Below are 17,034 nucleotides of genomic sequence, written 5' to 3'. Positions count from 1 at the left end.
CATGAGACTTTTTATCGCAGAAAAGAAAGGATTGGGTGAAGTGATCGCCCTTGCCCTGGGCAACGGTGTAAACCGTGGCGGTTATATCGAATGTGGCACCGACGTGGTGACGTGGGGATCAGGCCACCTGCTCGAGCTGGTCAAGCCTGAAAGTCATAACCCCGCTTACGAAAAATGGAACGAGGCCGATTTACCGCTGAAACTGCGACCGCACCGCTACCAGCCGATTGAGCGCACCGCAGGCCAGTTTAAAACGGTAGCGGCGCTGATTGAGAAGGCGAGTGAGATTGTTCACGCTGGAGATCCCGACGCCGAAGGCCAGCTTTTAATTGATGAAATTTTGACGTACACCGGCACGAAAAAACCGGTGAAGCGCGTCCTCATCAATGACCTGAACACGGAGAAAGCGCGACAGGCGCTGACGCAGTTACGCGACAACAGCGAGTTTTACGGATTATCCCAAAGCGCATTAGCGAGAAGCGTTGGCGATCAACTCTTTGGCTTCAATATGACCCGAGGTTACACTCTTGCCGCCCGTAAAAAAGGCGGCAAAGATGTGTTATCGGTTGGTCGGGTACAAACGCCTATACTGGGTCTGATCGTTCACCGTTATGAAGCCTTCAAAAACCATGCGGCAGCGTTTTATTACGCTGTCAGCGCCGGTTTTATGATTAACGGTTTTGACCTGACCCGTTGCGACGGAGGCGAGATACCTGCGCGATTTTCCGTACCAGACGATGCCCCTACGGACGATAAAAAACGCATTATTGATAAGCACTACGCTGATAATATTGCCAGTACGACACAGCACCAACCCGCCACGGTGACACAGGCACAGACCGAACCTAAAGCCTCACCGGCACCGCTGCCCTTCTCGCTGTTAGATTTGCAGGTTCACATGAGCCGTGAGCACGGTCTGCCCGCTGAAAAAACGCTGGCCGTGACGCAATCGCTGCGCGATAACTTTAAGGCGATCACCTATAACCGCTCAGATTGTCGATACCTGAATAACGAACAGTTTAATGATGCGCCTCAGACTATCGCGGCGGTGAGTGCAGCATTAAGCGGCACGTTTCCCCCGCAAGTTCTGGCCGACCTCGACAGCAACAAAAAAAGCCGTGCCTTTAATGAAGGTAAAGTCGGAGCGCATACCGCGATTATCCCGACCGGCACCGCGCCCGATACAGCAAAAATGAGCCAGGACGAACGCGCGGTATACACCGCGATTGCCACGCAGTACCTGGCTCAATTCTTACCGGAAAAAACGTATCTGGCGGCCAGCGTCAGTTTTTGCGCAGCGGGCAACACCTTCACGGCCAGTGCCAGGAAAACAACCGGGATGGGCTGGACGGCGCTTTTACAAGAGAGCGACATCGACGCTGAAAGCGGCGACGGAGAGAGTGAGCCGGGGAAAGATAATGGCGATGGCTTATTTTCCATATTAACGGCACTTAGCGTGAACGATGCCGGAACCTGTAAAACCGTCACTGTCAAAGCGGAGAAAACAAAACCGCTGCCACTTTATACCGAAGCCACGCTGTTACGTGATTTACAGCGCGTGGCAAAATATGTGAAAGACCCGCGCATTAAAGCGCTGTTAGTCAGTCGGGACAAAGACACTGAGGGCGAAAATGGCGGGATTGGCACACCGGCAACTCGCGCCGAAATGTTAAAAACCTTACTGAACCGCAACTTTTATACTGTAGAAAAAAAGAAACTTATTCCCACGGAATTAGGCATCAGCTTTATTCATGCCCTGCCCTCCATCGCCACCGAACCCGATATGACCGCTCTATGGCACGAACAGCAACAGCAGATCGAAAAGGGTAAAATGACCAGCGATGCCTTTTTAGATGAGCTGGAAATCTTTATCGCGGAGCAGCTTCAACACGTCGATGTCAGCGCGGTCAGCGTCACGGCCAGCGACAAAGACAAAAGTGAAAAGAGCCAGTTTGAGCGATTAAACGCACCCTGTCCGTCCTGCGGTAGCAGCATCATTGTGACCCCTAAAATATTCCGCTGTACTCAGTGCGACTTTAAAATCTGGCCGACAATAGCGGGTAAAAACCTGACCAAGAATCAGGTTGAAACCATCATCAGTAAAGGTAAAAGCGCAGAGATTAAAGGCTTTACCAGCAAAGCGGGTAAGCCGTTCTCGGCGTTCGTGGTGCTAAAAGATAAAGCCACCGGGCAAACTGCGTTTGAGTTTCCACCACGTAAATAAGCCTTTCACCTATATGGCGGCATCATGCCGCCACTCCCCATTAACTTAGGTAACTTTCATTATGTCTGACATTAAATATCAGGATATTTACACCTACCTATCCTCTAGTCGCAACATGAAGCAGTTTATTAAACGTTGTGACTACGGACTATTAATCGACCTGCAAAACAAGCTGGATATACATATCAGTGAGTGGGCAGCGCAGCAGGAAAAAGAACAAGAAGCTATTCAATTACGCAACGAAAAGCGCAGCGAATTGTTAGCACTGATTGTCAGCGAGGGTTTTTCACTAGAGGAATTAATAACCGCAGCGGCGATAAAAACAAGATCCCGCCGCCGGATGAAATATCAGTACAGAGACGGTGACGCCATTAAAAAATGGTCTGGTGTTGGTCGGGTTCCGCGCTCAATTCAGGAACGGTTAAATTCAGGTGCAACGTTGGATGATTTTTTAATTGCAGAGAAAATCAAAAATGAAAACCAGAATAAAACACCCCACAATTAAAGATGCTGTATATATAGCAGAGTCTGTTATTTCAAGAATGGAACATAGCGCAGGGCGACGCTGTGGTTTATACGATACTTTATACGACCAGTTTCTTTTCGAGGAAATACATGAATTCGCTGATAGTCTGAATGACGGTGAACGGGATAAGTTTATAGAAATCGCCTCCGCACTACATCCACACCTAAAAGAATACGACTCGTGTAAGACAAAAAGTATATTAAACAAAATCCGAGAAGAGGAAATGTGACGTTATTTTTTAATCGTTCAATTTTGAAAAATTGCTAACGATGGTTTTAACTTATCGTTCAATTCAGAATGAATTGTTAACGGGAAGTGGATTGAGGCAGCTAAATTCAATTTTGAAAAAATTGTTAATTTGGCGTCGCCGAAACCACTAACGAGCGTTCACCCCCAGTGAACCGAGTTAGTTGGGGGGAGCCGAATAAATTTTGCCGCCCCAGCGAGCAAAAAGCTATCGCCCACGATAGCGGTTTATTTGGGGGGCATCGCCCCGCAAACCGTCCAAGCTTAGGAGCATTATTCGAGGAACGAGAATAATACGACTTTGCGCGTGACCACCCCCGTTACGAGTAGTGATTTCCGATATTTTGAGACGAAGGCGAAAAAATAGAGGTCAAAATCACTTCGTAAGGGGGGTGGTCACGCGTAGCGTGGACGGTTTGCCGCCTTTGACCTTCGGGGGTTTTGGCGTGGCGTCCAGCCGCGACATTACCCCCTTGTCTCATGCAATAAGGGCGTCCAGCCCGCATGTAATGGGACATGCCTTTGCTGAGGGGACTCTAGCCCCCTCAGCATGCCCGCAGGCGGGCACAGTTTTAACGCTCTCAGATCCCCATGCAACTCGGTGAATCCACTCGGTGACAAGCTGTCACCGAGTGGATTCACCGAGATAGCTCACCGAAAGAAACCATTCAAAGGTTAAGACATGCTTAATAAAATCACAGAGAAGCTAATGCCCATAGTCGATAACGCCACGGCGTTTTTCGGCTATATGCAACAGCATCAGCTATTGTTAGCTTTGTTATCAGGACTGACACTACCCTTTATTGTCCCGCTAAAGCGGGATGAGCATGAAAAATCGCCAATATGGCAACGCGTTATTATCTGCTTTTCACTCTTATGCTTTATTTTTGGCACAATATCACCGGCCACCTCTTACGTACTTCGCTTTTTATACCCGGCAAGGCTGGAAGTAAGTACGCCAGCAATTTTGTGGGCGATATTGATTTCATTTACTGTGGTCGGTGTGATATTTCATTACGTTGCACGCCGCGTCCTCTCACCAGAGATTGACAAACTCAAAAGGAAGATGGTTAAAAAAACCAGTCTGGAAAGAAATACGCGTACTGATGTGCGAGAAATAAAAGCATTACTTCCCACAACTGAAAAATATGACCCCGAGCAATTCATTGATTTAGCAAAAGGCGTATTCATCGGCCTTAATGAAAACAGAGACCCGCAATATATTCCTCTCAGTGACTGGCAAAAACAACATGCCGATGTCATTGGTACAACGGGTGCAGGTAAAGGCGTGGCAACAGGGTTACTTATTTACCAGAGTATTTTAGCCGGTGAAGGTGTTTTTGAAATGGATCCGAAAAATGACGAATGGGCACCTCACTTAATAAGGAAAGCGTGTGAAGATGCAGCAAAGCCTTTCTACCTTATTGATTTAAATAAGCCGGAATATCAGCTAAACCTTATCGATGGCATTACAGAAGAACATTTAGAGGAACTTTTTATTGCGGGGTTTAGCCTGGCAGAAAAAGGAGAGGCAGCCGACTTCTATCGTATCGACGACCGCAGAGCCGCACGAGCGACCGCGCAACTAATTAATGAAAATCCAACCGCTACTATCCGCGATTTGTTTAACAGCGATTTCGTGCAGAGTATTGCCGAAACGATTAAAGGATTCTTCGGTAAAATAGAGGAACTGGCTTTATTAAACTCCATTAATGCCCCGGAGGGGTTAGCATTAAAAAAGATTTTTGACGACGGCGGTTGCTGTTACATCATCGGTTCAATGCGCAACAGTAAAGTGATCGCAACTCAACGCATGATTTTAGTACGGTTAATGCAGCTTGCTGAGTTACGCGACCGAATCAATACCACGCCACGCCCGATTGCTATTCACCTGGCCGAACTAAAATACCATTTATCACGGCCTGCGCTTGAGGGATTAGGTGCTGCTCGAGATAAAGGCGTGCATATCATTATGGATCACCAGTCCGTTGCCGATTTACGCGACTGCCCCGCCGATTTAAACGGAGACGCCGTGGTGGGTGCCGTCGTGGAAAATGCCAAATTTAAACTGGTGTATAAACTGCAAGACCCCGACACCGCGTTATGGGTGGCGAAAATGTCCGGTACGATTTTAGTGGACGATGAGAGTCGCAAAGCAAAAACCAATCGGGTACTGACCGAAGTGATAGACGACGAGCGCACGATCCGGCAGGCGGAACGTTTTTATATCGACAGCAACATGCTGTTAAACCTGCCTCCGTTCGTCAGCTATATTTTCACGGCCACAGAATTACCCCGAGCCTCCCTTATCTCACCCTTGAAAGTGAAAAAACAGCCGCTACAGGTTTATGACGTCACGCCGATCACACCCATATCGATTAAAAAGCCGCTCGACTTTACTGACGCACCCGCAGCGCAAACAACACCTGTTTTAGTGGCGGCAGAAAAAAACAAAACAGCCGAGATAGCACCAGTTGAGCCGGTTGCTGAAACAGCTTCTTTTGATTTCGATGAATAAGGGGATGCCATGTTGATAAGTAGCGATAAAGAACGCAAAGGCCGTAACAATGAAAAAATGGCACAGCTTCTTAATTTTTTGAAAGAGGAAACCTACAGCGATTTTGACACGCTAAAACAACTTTTTAGGTATAAGGCACATCAACCGCTTTACCTTCTGCTCGATAAACTGGAAGGGATGGGACTTATTCAAAAATATGTTTTCGTCTCTCGCCTTGGCAGTCTCACGCTGTGGGGAATAACCCAGGATGGGATCGCCGTCGTACTCAGCCCCGAAGACAAGATTTTCCCCGCCCGATTTGAACCGGCAAAGTTAAAAGGCTGGAGCCTCGATCACCATCTGGATAACCAACTGGTACACCTGACGCTGGCACAAAAAGGCGCGACGGACTGGATTAACGGCGACCGTAACACCTTTTTAAATCAGTTTAAGGTGAAGCACCGGCCTGACGGATTAATCACGCTGCCAAATGGTAAACGGATCGCCATTGAAACGGAACGTAGCTTAAAAACGAAAGCACGCTATCAGCAAATTATCGCCAGTCACCTGAGAGCGCGAACGGAAAACCTCTGGTTTTTCGTGTTCTACATTGTGCCGGATGAGCAAAAGAAACGGGCATTAATGCTGCTGTTCGACACGATAAAGCAGGTTATCGAAAACAGCCAACATGTCACGCTGGAAGCGAAGCACCGTAACGTATTCCGCTTTTATACAATGGATGAACTCAAAGCCCTGGAGTTAACAACTTATGCTTAAAATTACTCTGCCTGCCCTTCTCCTGGTTGTTTTCCCGGCCTTTGCCGCCCCAACCGTCAGCGTCGGTTTTTCTCCGTCACATACCGCACTGCAAAATGTTCTGTCGGTGGTCAATGACGCCTCAACGTCACTTGATGTTGAGGCGTATAGCTTCACCAGTAAGCCCATCGCGACGGCCATTATTGCCGCGAAAAAAAGAGGGGTTAATGTCCGGGTTGTCGCCGATAAGAAAGCGAACGGTGACCGTTATTCAGCGGTCACTTACCTGACAAATAATCATGTTCCGGTACGTCTTAACAGTCGTTACGCCATCATGCACAACAAAGTGATGATCGCAGATGGCAGCACAGTACAAACAGGGTCATTTAATTACACGGCCAGCGCAGACAGCCGCAACGCAGAAAACAGCATAGTGTTAAGAGGCGTTCCGCAGATTGCGGCACAGTATGAGAAAGAATTTAACCGCCTGTGGGCAGAAAGCGAAGTTTTAGCACCGGCATATTAAATGTCGGCAATTTTTAGCCAGCACTTACGCACTACCCTCTGCACTGTCCACATACCCACAATCGACCCCTACCGGCTTGCCCCGCCGGTAGAGGCGCTCCCGTTCGCGGGGGCGGCTTGTTGGCCTCCCCGCTTCACTGGCTTATCTCATGTGGATATGTGGGCAATGCTCTCTCCCGCTCCCCTCAAAATCCCATCAAATACCGATGCGCTTTAGATGCGGCGCTGGCCGCTTTGAAAATGTAGCGTTTATCGTCTTTCAGTGATTTCAGCCATGATGCAATATAGCTTTCATGCTGAACCTCTCCCACAACGCCTAAATCAGCCATCAGGAAGGCGCTTCCAAGTTCGGCAATCAGTTCTTCAAAGGCGTACCCTTCCGATCCAAACCTCCCTTTCATTTCACGATTTAAACGGCTATTCGCCCCGCTCCAGTGGGTCAGTTCATGCAAGCCGGTAGCGTAAAAATTCGCGGCATCGGCAAACAAATGACGTTCAGGCAACCAGATTTCATCCGTGATCGGTTTAAAGAATGCTTGTTGGCCACGTTCGGTAATGTTTGCGCCGGTGCGCTGAAACAATGCTTCAACCTGCGGCAGCGGATCAAACTCACCTACCGCCTGTGGTTCAATCTCGGCGCCATTTTCAGCACTCATGTCCAGCCCGTCGATTTGCTCAACATTAAACACGGTAAAAGTTTTCAGCATGGGGATTTTTTCGATTTCGCCATCCTCAGCTTCTTTTTCCAGCGTCTTGTAAAAGATGGCCGTAGTACCGTGCTCACCTTTACGAACCTGTGCGCCCTGCTCCTGAGCCTGTTTGTAGGTTAACCAGCGAGAATCATTAAATCCCTGCTTTGCAGCACTGCACCATAACAGCATGATATTCATCCCGCTGTAGGCTGTGCCGGTGGTGAAGTTTGACGGAATACCTGACACAGCTCCGTCACGCTTCCACGGACACACCCACGGTTTAACACCCATTTCTAACGCTTCGATGATGCTGTCAGTCACCACCTGGTAAACATCTGGTTTGGCCTTGCCCTTAGAAAATTTCGTTTTTGAGGAGCCTGACTGCTCCAGCGGGGATACGCTGGTCGCCGGTGCGGGATTAGGGGCGCTTGTCTGGGTATGCAGGTTCATAGTCATGGTTGTTTCTCCGTCAGTGTGAATTTCGTCTTCGTATCGCCTGACGGTTCGGCCTCCCTGGAATCGTTCTGGTCAGCAAGGGCGCGAAGCGGCTATGCATTACCTTGCTGACCAGGATGTGACGGGGAACGATTACCGGAAGCTGATATGAAGAAGAAAGGCTCACAGGAGAAAATGACGGCGAGCATACCCGGACTTAGCGCCCCTTATGCCGTAGTGGTGAAATGCTGTTATGCCAGCGATGGAAACCCGGAGGGATGAAACAGCTCGCCTGGCTCAATGCGGAAACACGACATAGCGCCCGGACGGCTTACGTTATATAGGGGGTTAGCGTGAAATGCGGAAATGGTCCTACGTTAAGCGATTTAAGCTTAACGGGTGATTTCGTTCGATTGAGCGGGAACCCTCGACCGTAAGAACCGTTAAAAATGCAACGCCTCATGAAAAGACTGACTAGGCCGCGAAACGCTAAATGACGCTGATGCTAAAAACAGGAATATTTATGATCATGATTTACTCCTGTAGCTTTTACAGTACAATATAGCTCTGTAGCCTATAAAATACAAAATAGCGATGACTACGATCAGGCATTACCTCACGGCAGATGAACGTGATGTATTCATGGAGTTTTTAAAAGACATTCGTGACCCGATAGCCAAGGCAAAAATCGCGTCACGCGTGAACAGGATGGCATCCGGTAACTTTGGCGACCATAAGCCCTGCCGGGAGGGCGTCTGGGAACTGCGTATTGATCAGGGGCCGGGATACAGGGTGTATTACAGCCTGGTTGGACATGAGATTGTACTGCTGCTATTGGGCGGGGATAAAAAAACCCAAAATGCAGATATAGACCAGGCGATTGTGTGCCTGAACGACTATTTGATGAGGTGACCTGATGACTAAATCCCGTTTACATGACGATGCGATGGTGCAGCTTCTCCGTGAAGACCCGGAATTTGCGCAACACTATCTGCATCAGGCCTTTGCTGATATCGATGACGAGGGAGGGCAGCAGGCCTTCCTGGCGGCGTTGCGTCATGTGGTTGAGGCCAGAGGTGGAATGAGTCTGGTGGCAGAGCGAGCGGGTGTTTCCCGGGAAACACTTTATCGAACGCTTTCACCTAAAGGTAATCCCACGTTGAAAACGCTCCGCCGTGTTGTGTCTGCTACCGGTTTCCCGTTCTCTCATCTGGCAACAGCACCCTGATTTTCTGGTTACCTTACCCCCCTGAAGTCCGCTATATGCGGGCTTTTCGTTATGTAACACGTTGAGCGCACAAGTCCCATTGCGCTAAATACGCCCCAGCACTGAAAAATCAGGCACACATCAGCCCCACGCCCTTAATTGATAAAGATATCCGTACACCCGGGTAAACCGTAAAATCACAAAAAATAACGTATTCAGAAGAGACATAATCAATGACCAGCATTCAGCAGCGCGCAGAGTTACATCGTCAAATCTGGCAAATTGCCAATGATGTCAGAGGGTCGGTCGATGGATGGGATTTCAAGCAGTATGTCCTGGGGGCGCTTTTCTACCGTTTTATCAGCGAAAACTTTTCTCTCTACATTGAAGCAGGCGATGACAGTGTCAGTTATGCAGAAATGGATGACAGTATCATCACTGATGATATCAAAGACGACGCGATTAAAACCAAAGGCTATTTTATTTATCCGAGCCAGCTTTTCTGTAATGTCGCTGCAAAGGCCAATATCAACACCAGACTGAATATCGATTTAAACAGCGCGTTTGTCGCGATTGAAACGTCTGCCTACGGATATCCTTCTGAAGCGGATATTAAAGGCCTGTTTGCCGATTTTGATACCACTAGTAACCGCTTAGGCAATACCGTTAAAGATAAAAATACCCGCCTGGCCGCCGTACTGAAGGGGGTTGAAGGACTGAAGCTGGGTAATTTTGAAGACAATCAGATTGACCTGTTTGGTGATGCGTATGAGTTCCTGATTTCTAACTATGCCGCCAATGCCGGTAAATCAGGCGGTGAGTTTTTCACGCCTCAGCATGTCTCTAAGTTGATTGCTCAACTGGCGATGCACGGTCAGACCCACGTCAATAAAATCTACGACCCTGCCGCAGGCTCTGGCTCACTGCTGTTGCAGGCCAAAAAGCATTTTGACAACCACATCATTGAAGACGGCTTCTTCGGGCAGGAAATAAACCATACGACCTTTAACCTGGCCCGTATGAACATGTTTCTGCACAACATCAACTACGACAAATTTAACATCATGCTGGGTGACACGCTCAGAGAGCCACATTTTGGTGACGACAGACCGTTTGATGCGATTGTATCTAACCCGCCTTACTCTTTGTCATGGATTGGCAGTGATGACCCGACACTGATTAACGATGAACGCTTTGCGCCTGCCGGGGTCCTTGCCCCGAAATCTAAAGCGGACTTTGCCTTTGTTCTGCACTCATTGAATTACCTGTCAGCCAAAGGCCGTGCAGCGATTGTCTGCTTCCCGGGGATTTTTTACCGTGGCGGTGCAGAGCAAAAAATCCGTCAGTACCTCATCGATAACAACTATGTTGAAACGGTCATTTCATTAGCGCCGAACCTGTTCTTCGGCACGACCATTGCCGTGAATATTCTGGTGCTGTCCAAACATAAGACTGATACCAACGTGCAGTTTATCGACGCCAGTGGCCTGTTCAAAAAAGAAACCAATAACAACATCCTCACAGATGCCCATATTGAACAGATTATGCAGGTGTTCGACAGCAAGGCGGGTATCGACCATCTGGCGAAATCTGTGACGCTCGAGGGCGTTGCCGCAAATGACTACAACCTGTCTGTCAGCAGCTATGTGGAAGCCAAAGACACCCGTGAAATCGTCAATATCACTGAGCTGAATGCCGAACTGAAAACCACAGTCGCCCGTATCGACCAGTTACGCACAGACATTGATGCGATTGTGGCAGAGATTGAAGGCAGCGAGGCGCAGCTATGAACGAGATGAGTTATCTGGAAAAGCTGCTGGATGGCGTTGAGGTGGAGTGGACGCCACTGGGAGAGTTGGGTGAACTAGTTCGCGGAAATGGATTGCCAAAAACTGATTTTACGGAATCAGGTGTTCCCGCTATTCACTACGGACAGATTTATACTTTCTATGGTCTTTCAACCGCATCGACAAAGTCGTTTGTTTCGTATGAAACTGCGAAAAAGCTCAAAAAAGTAAATGCTGGAGACGTTGTAATTACTAACACCAGCGAAAACATTGCTGATGTTGGTAAAGCGTTAGTTTATCTAGGTAAAGAGCAAGCCGTTACGGGTGGGCACGCTACAATATTCAAACCAAGTAATGGTGTTATCGGGAAATATTTCGCTTACTTTACACAAACCGATGTTTTTTCAAGCGATAAAAGAAAGTATTCAAAAGGGACAAAAGTAATTGATGTCTCAGCTACTGACATGGCCAAAATCACAATCCCCATCCCTTGCCCGGAAAACCCTGAAAAGTCTCTGGCTATCCAGTCTGAAATCGTCCAAATTCTGGATAAATTTACCGCCCTTACCGCTGAGCTTACCGCTGAGCTTACCGCACGTAAAAAACAGTACAACTACTATCGTGACCAGTTGCTGAGCTTTGAAGAGGGGGAGGTTGAGTGGAAGACGTTGGAGGAAATCACAACAAAAATCGCATCAGGGCGTAACAAAGTTCGAGTGGCTAATGGGTCATTCCCTGTGTACGGCTCAACAGGGTTGATAGGTTTTACTGATGATTCGGCGTATTCAGGAGACCTGCTCTTAGTAGCGCGCGTCGGTGCATACGCAGGATTAGTTAATGCTGCATCTGGTCATTTTGACGTTTCAGATAATACTCTAATTATTCATCCTGCTGATTCATGGAATGTACGATTTGCATATCATCAACTGACATACATGAATTTAAATCAATTTGCAGTTGGAGCAGGTCAGCCTCTGATAACAGGGAGACTTTTGAAAAACTTGAAGGTCCCATTCCCTTCTTTGGATGAGCAAACTCGCATCGCGGAGATTCTTGATAAATTCGACGCACTGACTAACTCAATCAGCGAAGGCCTCCCTCGTGAAATCGCCCTGCGCCAGCAGCAGTACGAATACTATCGCGACCTGTTGTTCAACTTCCCCAAGCCTGCTGACGTCGCTAACTGATACCGACAGGCTTGAAAAAACCGTCCGGTCTGCGTGCTGTTTCTGACCGGGGTTACCGATAACCACTTTCCCCACGCCGGTAGCGTTGTATGCCTTTCTGCCGGTTTTGCCCCACGGGCACACAGGATGCGCTATGACCCAACAGACACACACCGTCGCCGAGACCAATCACTTCATTGTCCTCGACAAATACACCAAAGCCTGGGAAGCCACTGACAGCTACCAGAGCGAATCTGACCTGGAGCGTGAACTACTTCAGGACCTGAGCAATCAGGGCTATGAGTTTCTGTCGGGCGTAAAATCGCAGGCATCTATGCTGGCGAATGTCAGAACGCAACTCCAGGCACTGAACAACGTCGCCTTTAACGAAAGCGAATGGCGACGCTTTACTGAGCAGTATCTGGACAGCCCGAGCGACAGCAGTCTCGACAAGACCCGCAAGCTGCATACGGACTATATCTGCGATTTTACCTTTGATGACGGGCATCTGGACAACATCTATCTCATTGACAAGAAAAACCTCACCCGTAACAAAGTCCAGGCTATCCAGCAGTTTGAGCAGGCGGGCACGCACGCTAACCGCTATGACGTCACGATACTGGTCAATGGCCTGCCGCTGGTCCAGGTTGAGCTTAAAAAACGCGGCGTGGCCATTCGTGAAGCCTTTAACCAGATACACCGTTACAGCAAAGAAAGCTTCAACACCGATAACTCGCTGTTTAAGTACCTGCAACTGTTTGTGATTTCCAATGGCACCGACACCCGTTACTTTGCCAACACCACCAAGCGGGACAAAAACAGTTTTGACTTCACGATGAACTGGGCCAAATCCGATAACACGCTGATTAAAGACCTGAAAGATTTCACCGCCACTTTTTTCCAGAAAAACACCCTGCTGAACATCCTGTTTCATTACACCGTCTTTGATATCAGCAATAACCTGCTGGTCATGCGCCCTTATCAGATAGCGGCGACCGAGCGGATCCTGTGGAAGATGAACAGCGCTTATCAGGCAAAAAACTGGAGCACCACGGAAAGCGGGGGCTTTATCTGGCACACCACCGGCTCCGGAAAAACCCTGACCAGCTTCAAAGCCGCACGCCTGGCAACCGAACTGGACTTCATTGATAAAGTCTTCTTTGTGGTCGACCGAAAAGACCTCGATTTCCAGACCATGAAGGAATATCAGCGTTTTTCCCCCGACAGCGTCAATGGCTCTGACAGCACGGCAGGACTGAAAGGAAACCTGGAAAAAGACGACAACAAAATCATTGTCACCACCATTCAGAAGCTGAACAACCTGATGAAAGGTGAAGCAGACTTACCGGTCTACCGTCAGCAGGTGGTTTTCATTTTCGATGAGTGTCACCGCAGCCAGTTCGGCGAAGCGCAGAAAAACCTGAAGAAGAAATTCAAACGGTTTTATCAGTTCGGCTTTACCGGTACACCTATCTTTGTGCAAAATGCGCTGGGTGCAGAAACCACGGCGGATGTGTTCGGTCGCGAACTCCACTCCTATGTCATCACCGATGCCATTCGTGATGATAAGGTGCTGAAGTTTAAAGTCGATTACAACGATGTCCGCCCGCAGTTTAAACAAATGGAAACCGAAACGGACGAGAAAAAACTCAGTGCCGCCGAAAACAAGCACGCCTTTCTTCACCCGATGCGTATTCAGGAAATAACGCAGTACATCCTGAAAAATTTCCGACAAAAAACACACCGCACCTTCCCGGGGGGCAGGGGCTTTAATGCCCTGTTTGCCGTGAGCAGTGTCGATGCGGCTAAGGCCTATTACGAAGCCTTCAAAAAACAGCAGCAGAATGCCGCCGATGCTGACGGCTCGTACAAGCCGCTGAGGGTGGCGACCATTTTCTCCTTTGCCGCCAATGAAACGCAGGACGCCGTTGGCGACATCACGGATGAAAGCTTTGATGTCACCGCCATGAACAGCAGCGCGAAAGAGTTTCTGGATGCGGCGATAGGCGATTACAACACCCAGTTTAAAACTAACTTCAGCACCGACAGCAACGGCTTTCAGAACTACTACCGGGACCTCGCGCTACGGGTAAAAAACCAGGACGTTGATTTACTGATTGTCGTCGGAATGTTTTTAACCGGCTTTGATGCCCCGACGCTGAATACCCTGTTTGTGGATAAAAACCTGCGCTATCACGGACTGATGCAGGCGTTTTCACGCACCAACCGGATTTATGATGCTACCAAAACGTTCGGCAATATTGTCACGTTCCGGGATTTAGAGCTGGCTACGGTGGATGCCATTACCCTGTTCGGGGACAATAACACCAAAAATGTCGTGCTGGAAAAAAGCTATAAGGAGTATATGGACGGCTTTACCGATATCGTCACCGGTGAGGCAAAGCGCGGCTTTATGGACGTGGTTACGGAGCTGGAACAGCGATTCTCCGACCCGGCAGCGATTGAATCAGATAAAGAAAAAAAGGCCTTTGTAAAACTGTTTGGCGAGTACCTGCGCGCTGAAAACATCCTTCAGAACTACGATGAATTTACCACACTCAAAGCCTTACAAAAAGTCGACATCAGCGACCCGGACGCGGCGGAAGCCTTCAAAGCAGTGCATTATCTGGATGACGAAAAGCTTGCTGAACTTCAGATTCTACGCCTACCGGCTGAGCGAAAAATCCAGGACTACCGTTCAGCCTACAATGATATCCGGGACTGGCTGCGCCGGGAGAAATCCGCCAATGATAAAGACGCGTCCACCGTTGACTGGGAAGACGTGGTGTTTGAGGTGGATTTACTGAAGTCTCAGGAGATTAACCTCGACTATATTCTTGGGCTGATTTTCGAACATAAAAAAAAGAACACGAGTAAAACAACACTGATAGAAGAAGTGCGGCGTTTAATCCGCGGCAGTCTGGGTAACCGTGCCAAAGAAGGCCTGATTGTCGACTTCATAGAGCAAACAAACCTCGATGAGATGCCCGATAAAGCCGGGATTATTGATGCGTTCTTTACCTTTGCTCAGCAGGCGCAACAGCGTGAAGTCGACGCCCTGATAAAAGAGGAGAACCTGAATGAGGTGGCGGCACGCCGGTATATCAAGGCCTCACTGAAGCGCGAATATGCGACGGAAAACGGTACGGAGCTTAACGAGACGCTGCCAAAACTCAGTCCACTCAATCCGCAGTACAAAACCAAAAAGCAGACCGTTTTCCATAAGATAGGGGCATTTATTGAGAAGTTCAAAGGCGTGGGTGGGCAGATCTGACTCCCGTCAGTGGAGGGGGCGTTTTGCCCTACTCCACTCCGTCTATTCGGTAAAGCTCTAATAGTTCGATTTATCGGTACTGTATAAGTATGCCTTTAAAATACCATGCGAAACAGGTACTATATGGTTATGCTTTAATAACCTAAATTGAACTGGTTCGACATTGTGACTCATACCGTACCGCAAAGCTTTGTCCGGGCTTATTTACGCGCCTCAACATCTGAACAAGACGCTTCTCGCGCACTCGCTGCGATCGATAGCTTTGCTGATGAGCGTGGCCTTAACATCTGCAATTACTACATCGAGAATGAATCTGGTTCGCGGCTCGACCGACCGGAATTATTCAGACTGCTGAACGACTGCCGACAGAACGATATTCTCCTCATTGAAGATGTTGATCGGCTTTCACGCTTAACTGGTGAAGACTGGAACAGCCTGAAGAAGTTGATTCGCCAGAAGGATATTCGAGTGATGGCCATCAACGTACCGACAACCTGGATTGCTTCAGCGAGCCATGATTTTGATAGTCGCATGTTTGCTGCAATCAACGATATGTTGCTTGATATGCTGGCTGCTGTGGCTCGTCGTGATTATGAACAACGCCGGGAACGTCAAAGGCAGGGGATTAATAAAGCTCAAAAGGAGGGAAAATATAAGGGGCGTCAGGTCAATCAGGCTCGATACGATGCAATTAATCGGTTGCTCGATAGCGGTAGTTCTTGGAGCCAGGTTCAGAAAATTATGGCCTGTAGTCGAGGGACAATTAGTAGTGCTGTAAAATCGAGGGAAGATAAACGTGCTTTGAGTAAGTAGTTACAACACACAAGAAAATGTCTACCCGTCCTAGCTGGTTGGCTTGTGTGATTGTTCAATAGGGGGCAGTTTGGATATCGAAAATTATTGTACTATAAGGGGTCAGTTTGGAGATCGGAAATTTTTGGGCACTGTTGCAAAGTTAGCGATGAGGCAGCCTTTTGTCTTATTCAAAGGCCTTACATTTCAAAAACTCTGCTTACCAGGCGCATTTCGCCCAGGGGATCACCATAATAAAATGCTGAGCCCTGGCCTTTGCGTAGTGCACGCATCACCTCAATACCTTTGATGGTGGCGTAAGCCGTCTTCATGGATTTAAATCCCAGCGTGGCGCCGATTATCCGTTTCAGTTTGCCATGATCGCATTCAATCACGTTGTTCCGGTACTTAATCTGTCGGTGTTCAACGTCAGACGGGCACCGGCCTTCGCGTTTGAGCAGAGCAAGCGCGCGACCATAGGCGGGCGCTTTATCCGTGTTGATGAATCGCGGGATCTGCCACTTCTTCACGTTGTTGAGGATTTTACCCAGAAACCGGTATGCAGCTTTGCTGTTACGACGGGAGGAGAGATAAAAATCGACAGTGCGGCCCCGGCTGTCGACGGCCCGGTACAGATACGCCCAGCGGCCATTGACCTTCACGTAGGTTTCATCCATGTGCCACGGGCAAAGATCGGAAGGGTTACGCCAGTACCAGCGCAGCCGTTTTTCCATTTCAGGCGCATAACGCTGAACCCAGCGGTAAATCGTGGAGTGATCGACATTCACTCCGCGTTCAGCCAGCATCTCCTGCAGCTCACGGTAACTGATGCCGTATTTGCAGTACCAGCGTACGGCCCACAGAATGATGTCACGCTGAAAATGCCGGCCTTTGAATGGGTTCATGT

Annotated in this window: 13 protein-coding genes; 11 read left to right on the top strand and 2 right to left on the bottom strand. The window is 48.6% G+C overall.

Annotation, left to right across the window (positions count from 1 at the left end):
- Position 1 precedes the first annotated feature (1 nt).
- The 5 genes from QOT07_RS25685 to QOT07_RS25665 all read left to right on the top strand — a co-directional run bounded on the left by QOT07_RS25685 (position 2) and on the right by QOT07_RS25665 (position 6,775).
- Complete coding sequence (locus tag QOT07_RS25685) at positions 2–2,224, top strand: type IA DNA topoisomerase (protein WP_145529654.1); 2,223 nt, start codon at positions 2–4, stop codon at positions 2,222–2,224.
- A 61-nt stretch (positions 2,225–2,285) separates the two neighbouring features.
- Positions 2,286–2,729, top strand: coding sequence for an H-NS histone family protein (locus QOT07_RS25680; RefSeq protein WP_145529656.1), 444 nt, complete (start codon positions 2,286–2,288; stop codon positions 2,727–2,729).
- A 949-nt stretch (positions 2,730–3,678) separates the two neighbouring features.
- Positions 3,679–5,514 carry a type IV secretory system conjugative DNA transfer family protein gene (locus tag QOT07_RS25675; RefSeq protein ID WP_226716605.1) on the top strand — a complete coding sequence of 612 codons (1,836 nt, stop codon included), beginning with the start codon at positions 3,679–3,681 and terminating at the stop codon, positions 5,512–5,514.
- A 9-nt stretch (positions 5,515–5,523) separates the two neighbouring features.
- Positions 5,524–6,270 (top strand): MobC family replication-relaxation protein, encoded by a 747-nt coding sequence (gene mobC / locus QOT07_RS25670; protein WP_050110586.1) that lies wholly within the window; start codon positions 5,524–5,526, stop codon positions 6,268–6,270.
- Positions 6,263–6,775 (top strand): phospholipase D family nuclease, encoded by a 513-nt coding sequence (locus QOT07_RS25665; RefSeq protein ID WP_064645499.1) that lies wholly within the window; start codon positions 6,263–6,265, stop codon positions 6,773–6,775. Before mobC ends, QOT07_RS25665 begins: the two co-directional genes overlap by 8 nt.
- Positions 6,776–6,959: 184 nt before the next feature.
- Here the strand turns inward: QOT07_RS25665 and QOT07_RS25660 are convergent, their stop codons facing one another.
- Positions 6,960–7,922, bottom strand: coding sequence for an ArdC family protein (locus tag QOT07_RS25660; protein ID WP_269129741.1), 963 nt, complete (start codon positions 7,920–7,922; stop codon positions 6,960–6,962).
- Positions 7,923–8,495: 573 nt separating this feature from the next.
- Here QOT07_RS25660 and QOT07_RS25655 point away from each other — a divergent pair.
- The 6 genes from QOT07_RS25655 to QOT07_RS25630 all read left to right on the top strand — a co-directional run bounded on the left by QOT07_RS25655 (position 8,496) and on the right by QOT07_RS25630 (position 16,148).
- Positions 8,496–8,813, top strand: coding sequence for a type II toxin-antitoxin system RelE/ParE family toxin (locus QOT07_RS25655; RefSeq protein WP_050110592.1), 318 nt, complete (start codon positions 8,496–8,498; stop codon positions 8,811–8,813).
- 4 nt (positions 8,814–8,817) lie between these two features.
- On the top strand, positions 8,818–9,129 hold the full coding sequence (locus QOT07_RS25650) for an addiction module antidote protein (protein ID WP_050110594.1): 312 nt from the start codon (positions 8,818–8,820) through the stop codon (positions 9,127–9,129).
- A gap of 212 nt (positions 9,130–9,341) precedes the next feature.
- Positions 9,342–10,898, top strand: a complete 1,557-nt coding sequence (locus QOT07_RS25645; protein ID WP_050110596.1) for a type I restriction-modification system subunit M — start codon at positions 9,342–9,344, stop codon at positions 10,896–10,898.
- Between the two features lie 5 nt (positions 10,899–10,903).
- Complete coding sequence (locus tag QOT07_RS25640; RefSeq protein ID WP_155413443.1) at positions 10,904–12,082, top strand: restriction endonuclease subunit S; 1,179 nt, start codon at positions 10,904–10,906, stop codon at positions 12,080–12,082.
- 133 nt (positions 12,083–12,215) lie between these two features.
- Entirely contained in the window at positions 12,216–15,335 is a 3,120-nt protein-coding gene (locus QOT07_RS25635) for an HsdR family type I site-specific deoxyribonuclease (RefSeq protein WP_283604520.1), read from the top strand.
- Between the two features lie 165 nt (positions 15,336–15,500).
- Complete coding sequence (locus QOT07_RS25630; protein ID WP_024262784.1) at positions 15,501–16,148, top strand: recombinase family protein; 648 nt, start codon at positions 15,501–15,503, stop codon at positions 16,146–16,148.
- 179 nt (positions 16,149–16,327) lie between these two features.
- Here QOT07_RS25630 and QOT07_RS25625 read toward each other — a convergent pair whose 3' ends face one another.
- Positions 16,328–17,032, bottom strand: a complete 705-nt coding sequence (locus QOT07_RS25625) for an IS6-like element IS26 family transposase (RefSeq protein ID WP_047389788.1) — start codon at positions 17,030–17,032, stop codon at positions 16,328–16,330.
- Positions 17,033–17,034: the final 2 nt, after the last annotated feature.

The sequence above is a fragment of the Serratia proteamaculans genome (assembly GCF_949794035.1).
GTDB classification, from domain to species: domain Bacteria; phylum Pseudomonadota; class Gammaproteobacteria; order Enterobacterales; family Enterobacteriaceae; genus Serratia; species Serratia proteamaculans.
Note: the sequence above shows the minus strand (reverse complement) of the source record. Positions and strands in the feature narration are given on the sequence as shown.

What these genes read in the sequence shown, in the direction of transcription:
- QOT07_RS25645 (WP_050110596.1), top strand. Translation starts at nt 9,342, where the DNA reads ATGACCAGCATTCAGCAGCGCGCAGAGTTACATCGTCAAATCTGGCAA.
- QOT07_RS25680 (WP_145529656.1), top strand. Translation starts at nt 2,286, where the DNA reads ATGTCTGACATTAAATATCAGGATATTTACACCTACCTATCCTCTAGT.
- QOT07_RS25650 (WP_050110594.1), top strand. Translation starts at nt 8,818, where the DNA reads ATGACTAAATCCCGTTTACATGACGATGCGATGGTGCAGCTTCTCCGT.
- QOT07_RS25655 (WP_050110592.1), top strand. Translation starts at nt 8,496, where the DNA reads ATGACTACGATCAGGCATTACCTCACGGCAGATGAACGTGATGTATTC.
- QOT07_RS25635 (WP_283604520.1), top strand. Translation starts at nt 12,216, where the DNA reads ATGACCCAACAGACACACACCGTCGCCGAGACCAATCACTTCATTGTC.
- QOT07_RS25625 (WP_047389788.1), bottom strand. Translation starts at nt 17,032, where the DNA reads ATGAACCCATTCAAAGGCCGGCATTTTCAGCGTGACATCATTCTGTGG.
- QOT07_RS25640 (WP_155413443.1), top strand. Translation starts at nt 10,904, where the DNA reads ATGAGTTATCTGGAAAAGCTGCTGGATGGCGTTGAGGTGGAGTGGACG.
- QOT07_RS25660 (WP_269129741.1), bottom strand. Translation starts at nt 7,922, where the DNA reads ATGACTATGAACCTGCATACCCAGACAAGCGCCCCTAATCCCGCACCG.
- mobC (WP_050110586.1), top strand. Translation starts at nt 5,524, where the DNA reads ATGTTGATAAGTAGCGATAAAGAACGCAAAGGCCGTAACAATGAAAAA.
- QOT07_RS25685 (WP_145529654.1), top strand. Translation starts at nt 2, where the DNA reads ATGAGACTTTTTATCGCAGAAAAGAAAGGATTGGGTGAAGTGATCGCC.
- QOT07_RS25665 (WP_064645499.1), top strand. Translation starts at nt 6,263, where the DNA reads ATGCTTAAAATTACTCTGCCTGCCCTTCTCCTGGTTGTTTTCCCGGCC.
- QOT07_RS25675 (WP_226716605.1), top strand. Translation starts at nt 3,679, where the DNA reads ATGCTTAATAAAATCACAGAGAAGCTAATGCCCATAGTCGATAACGCC.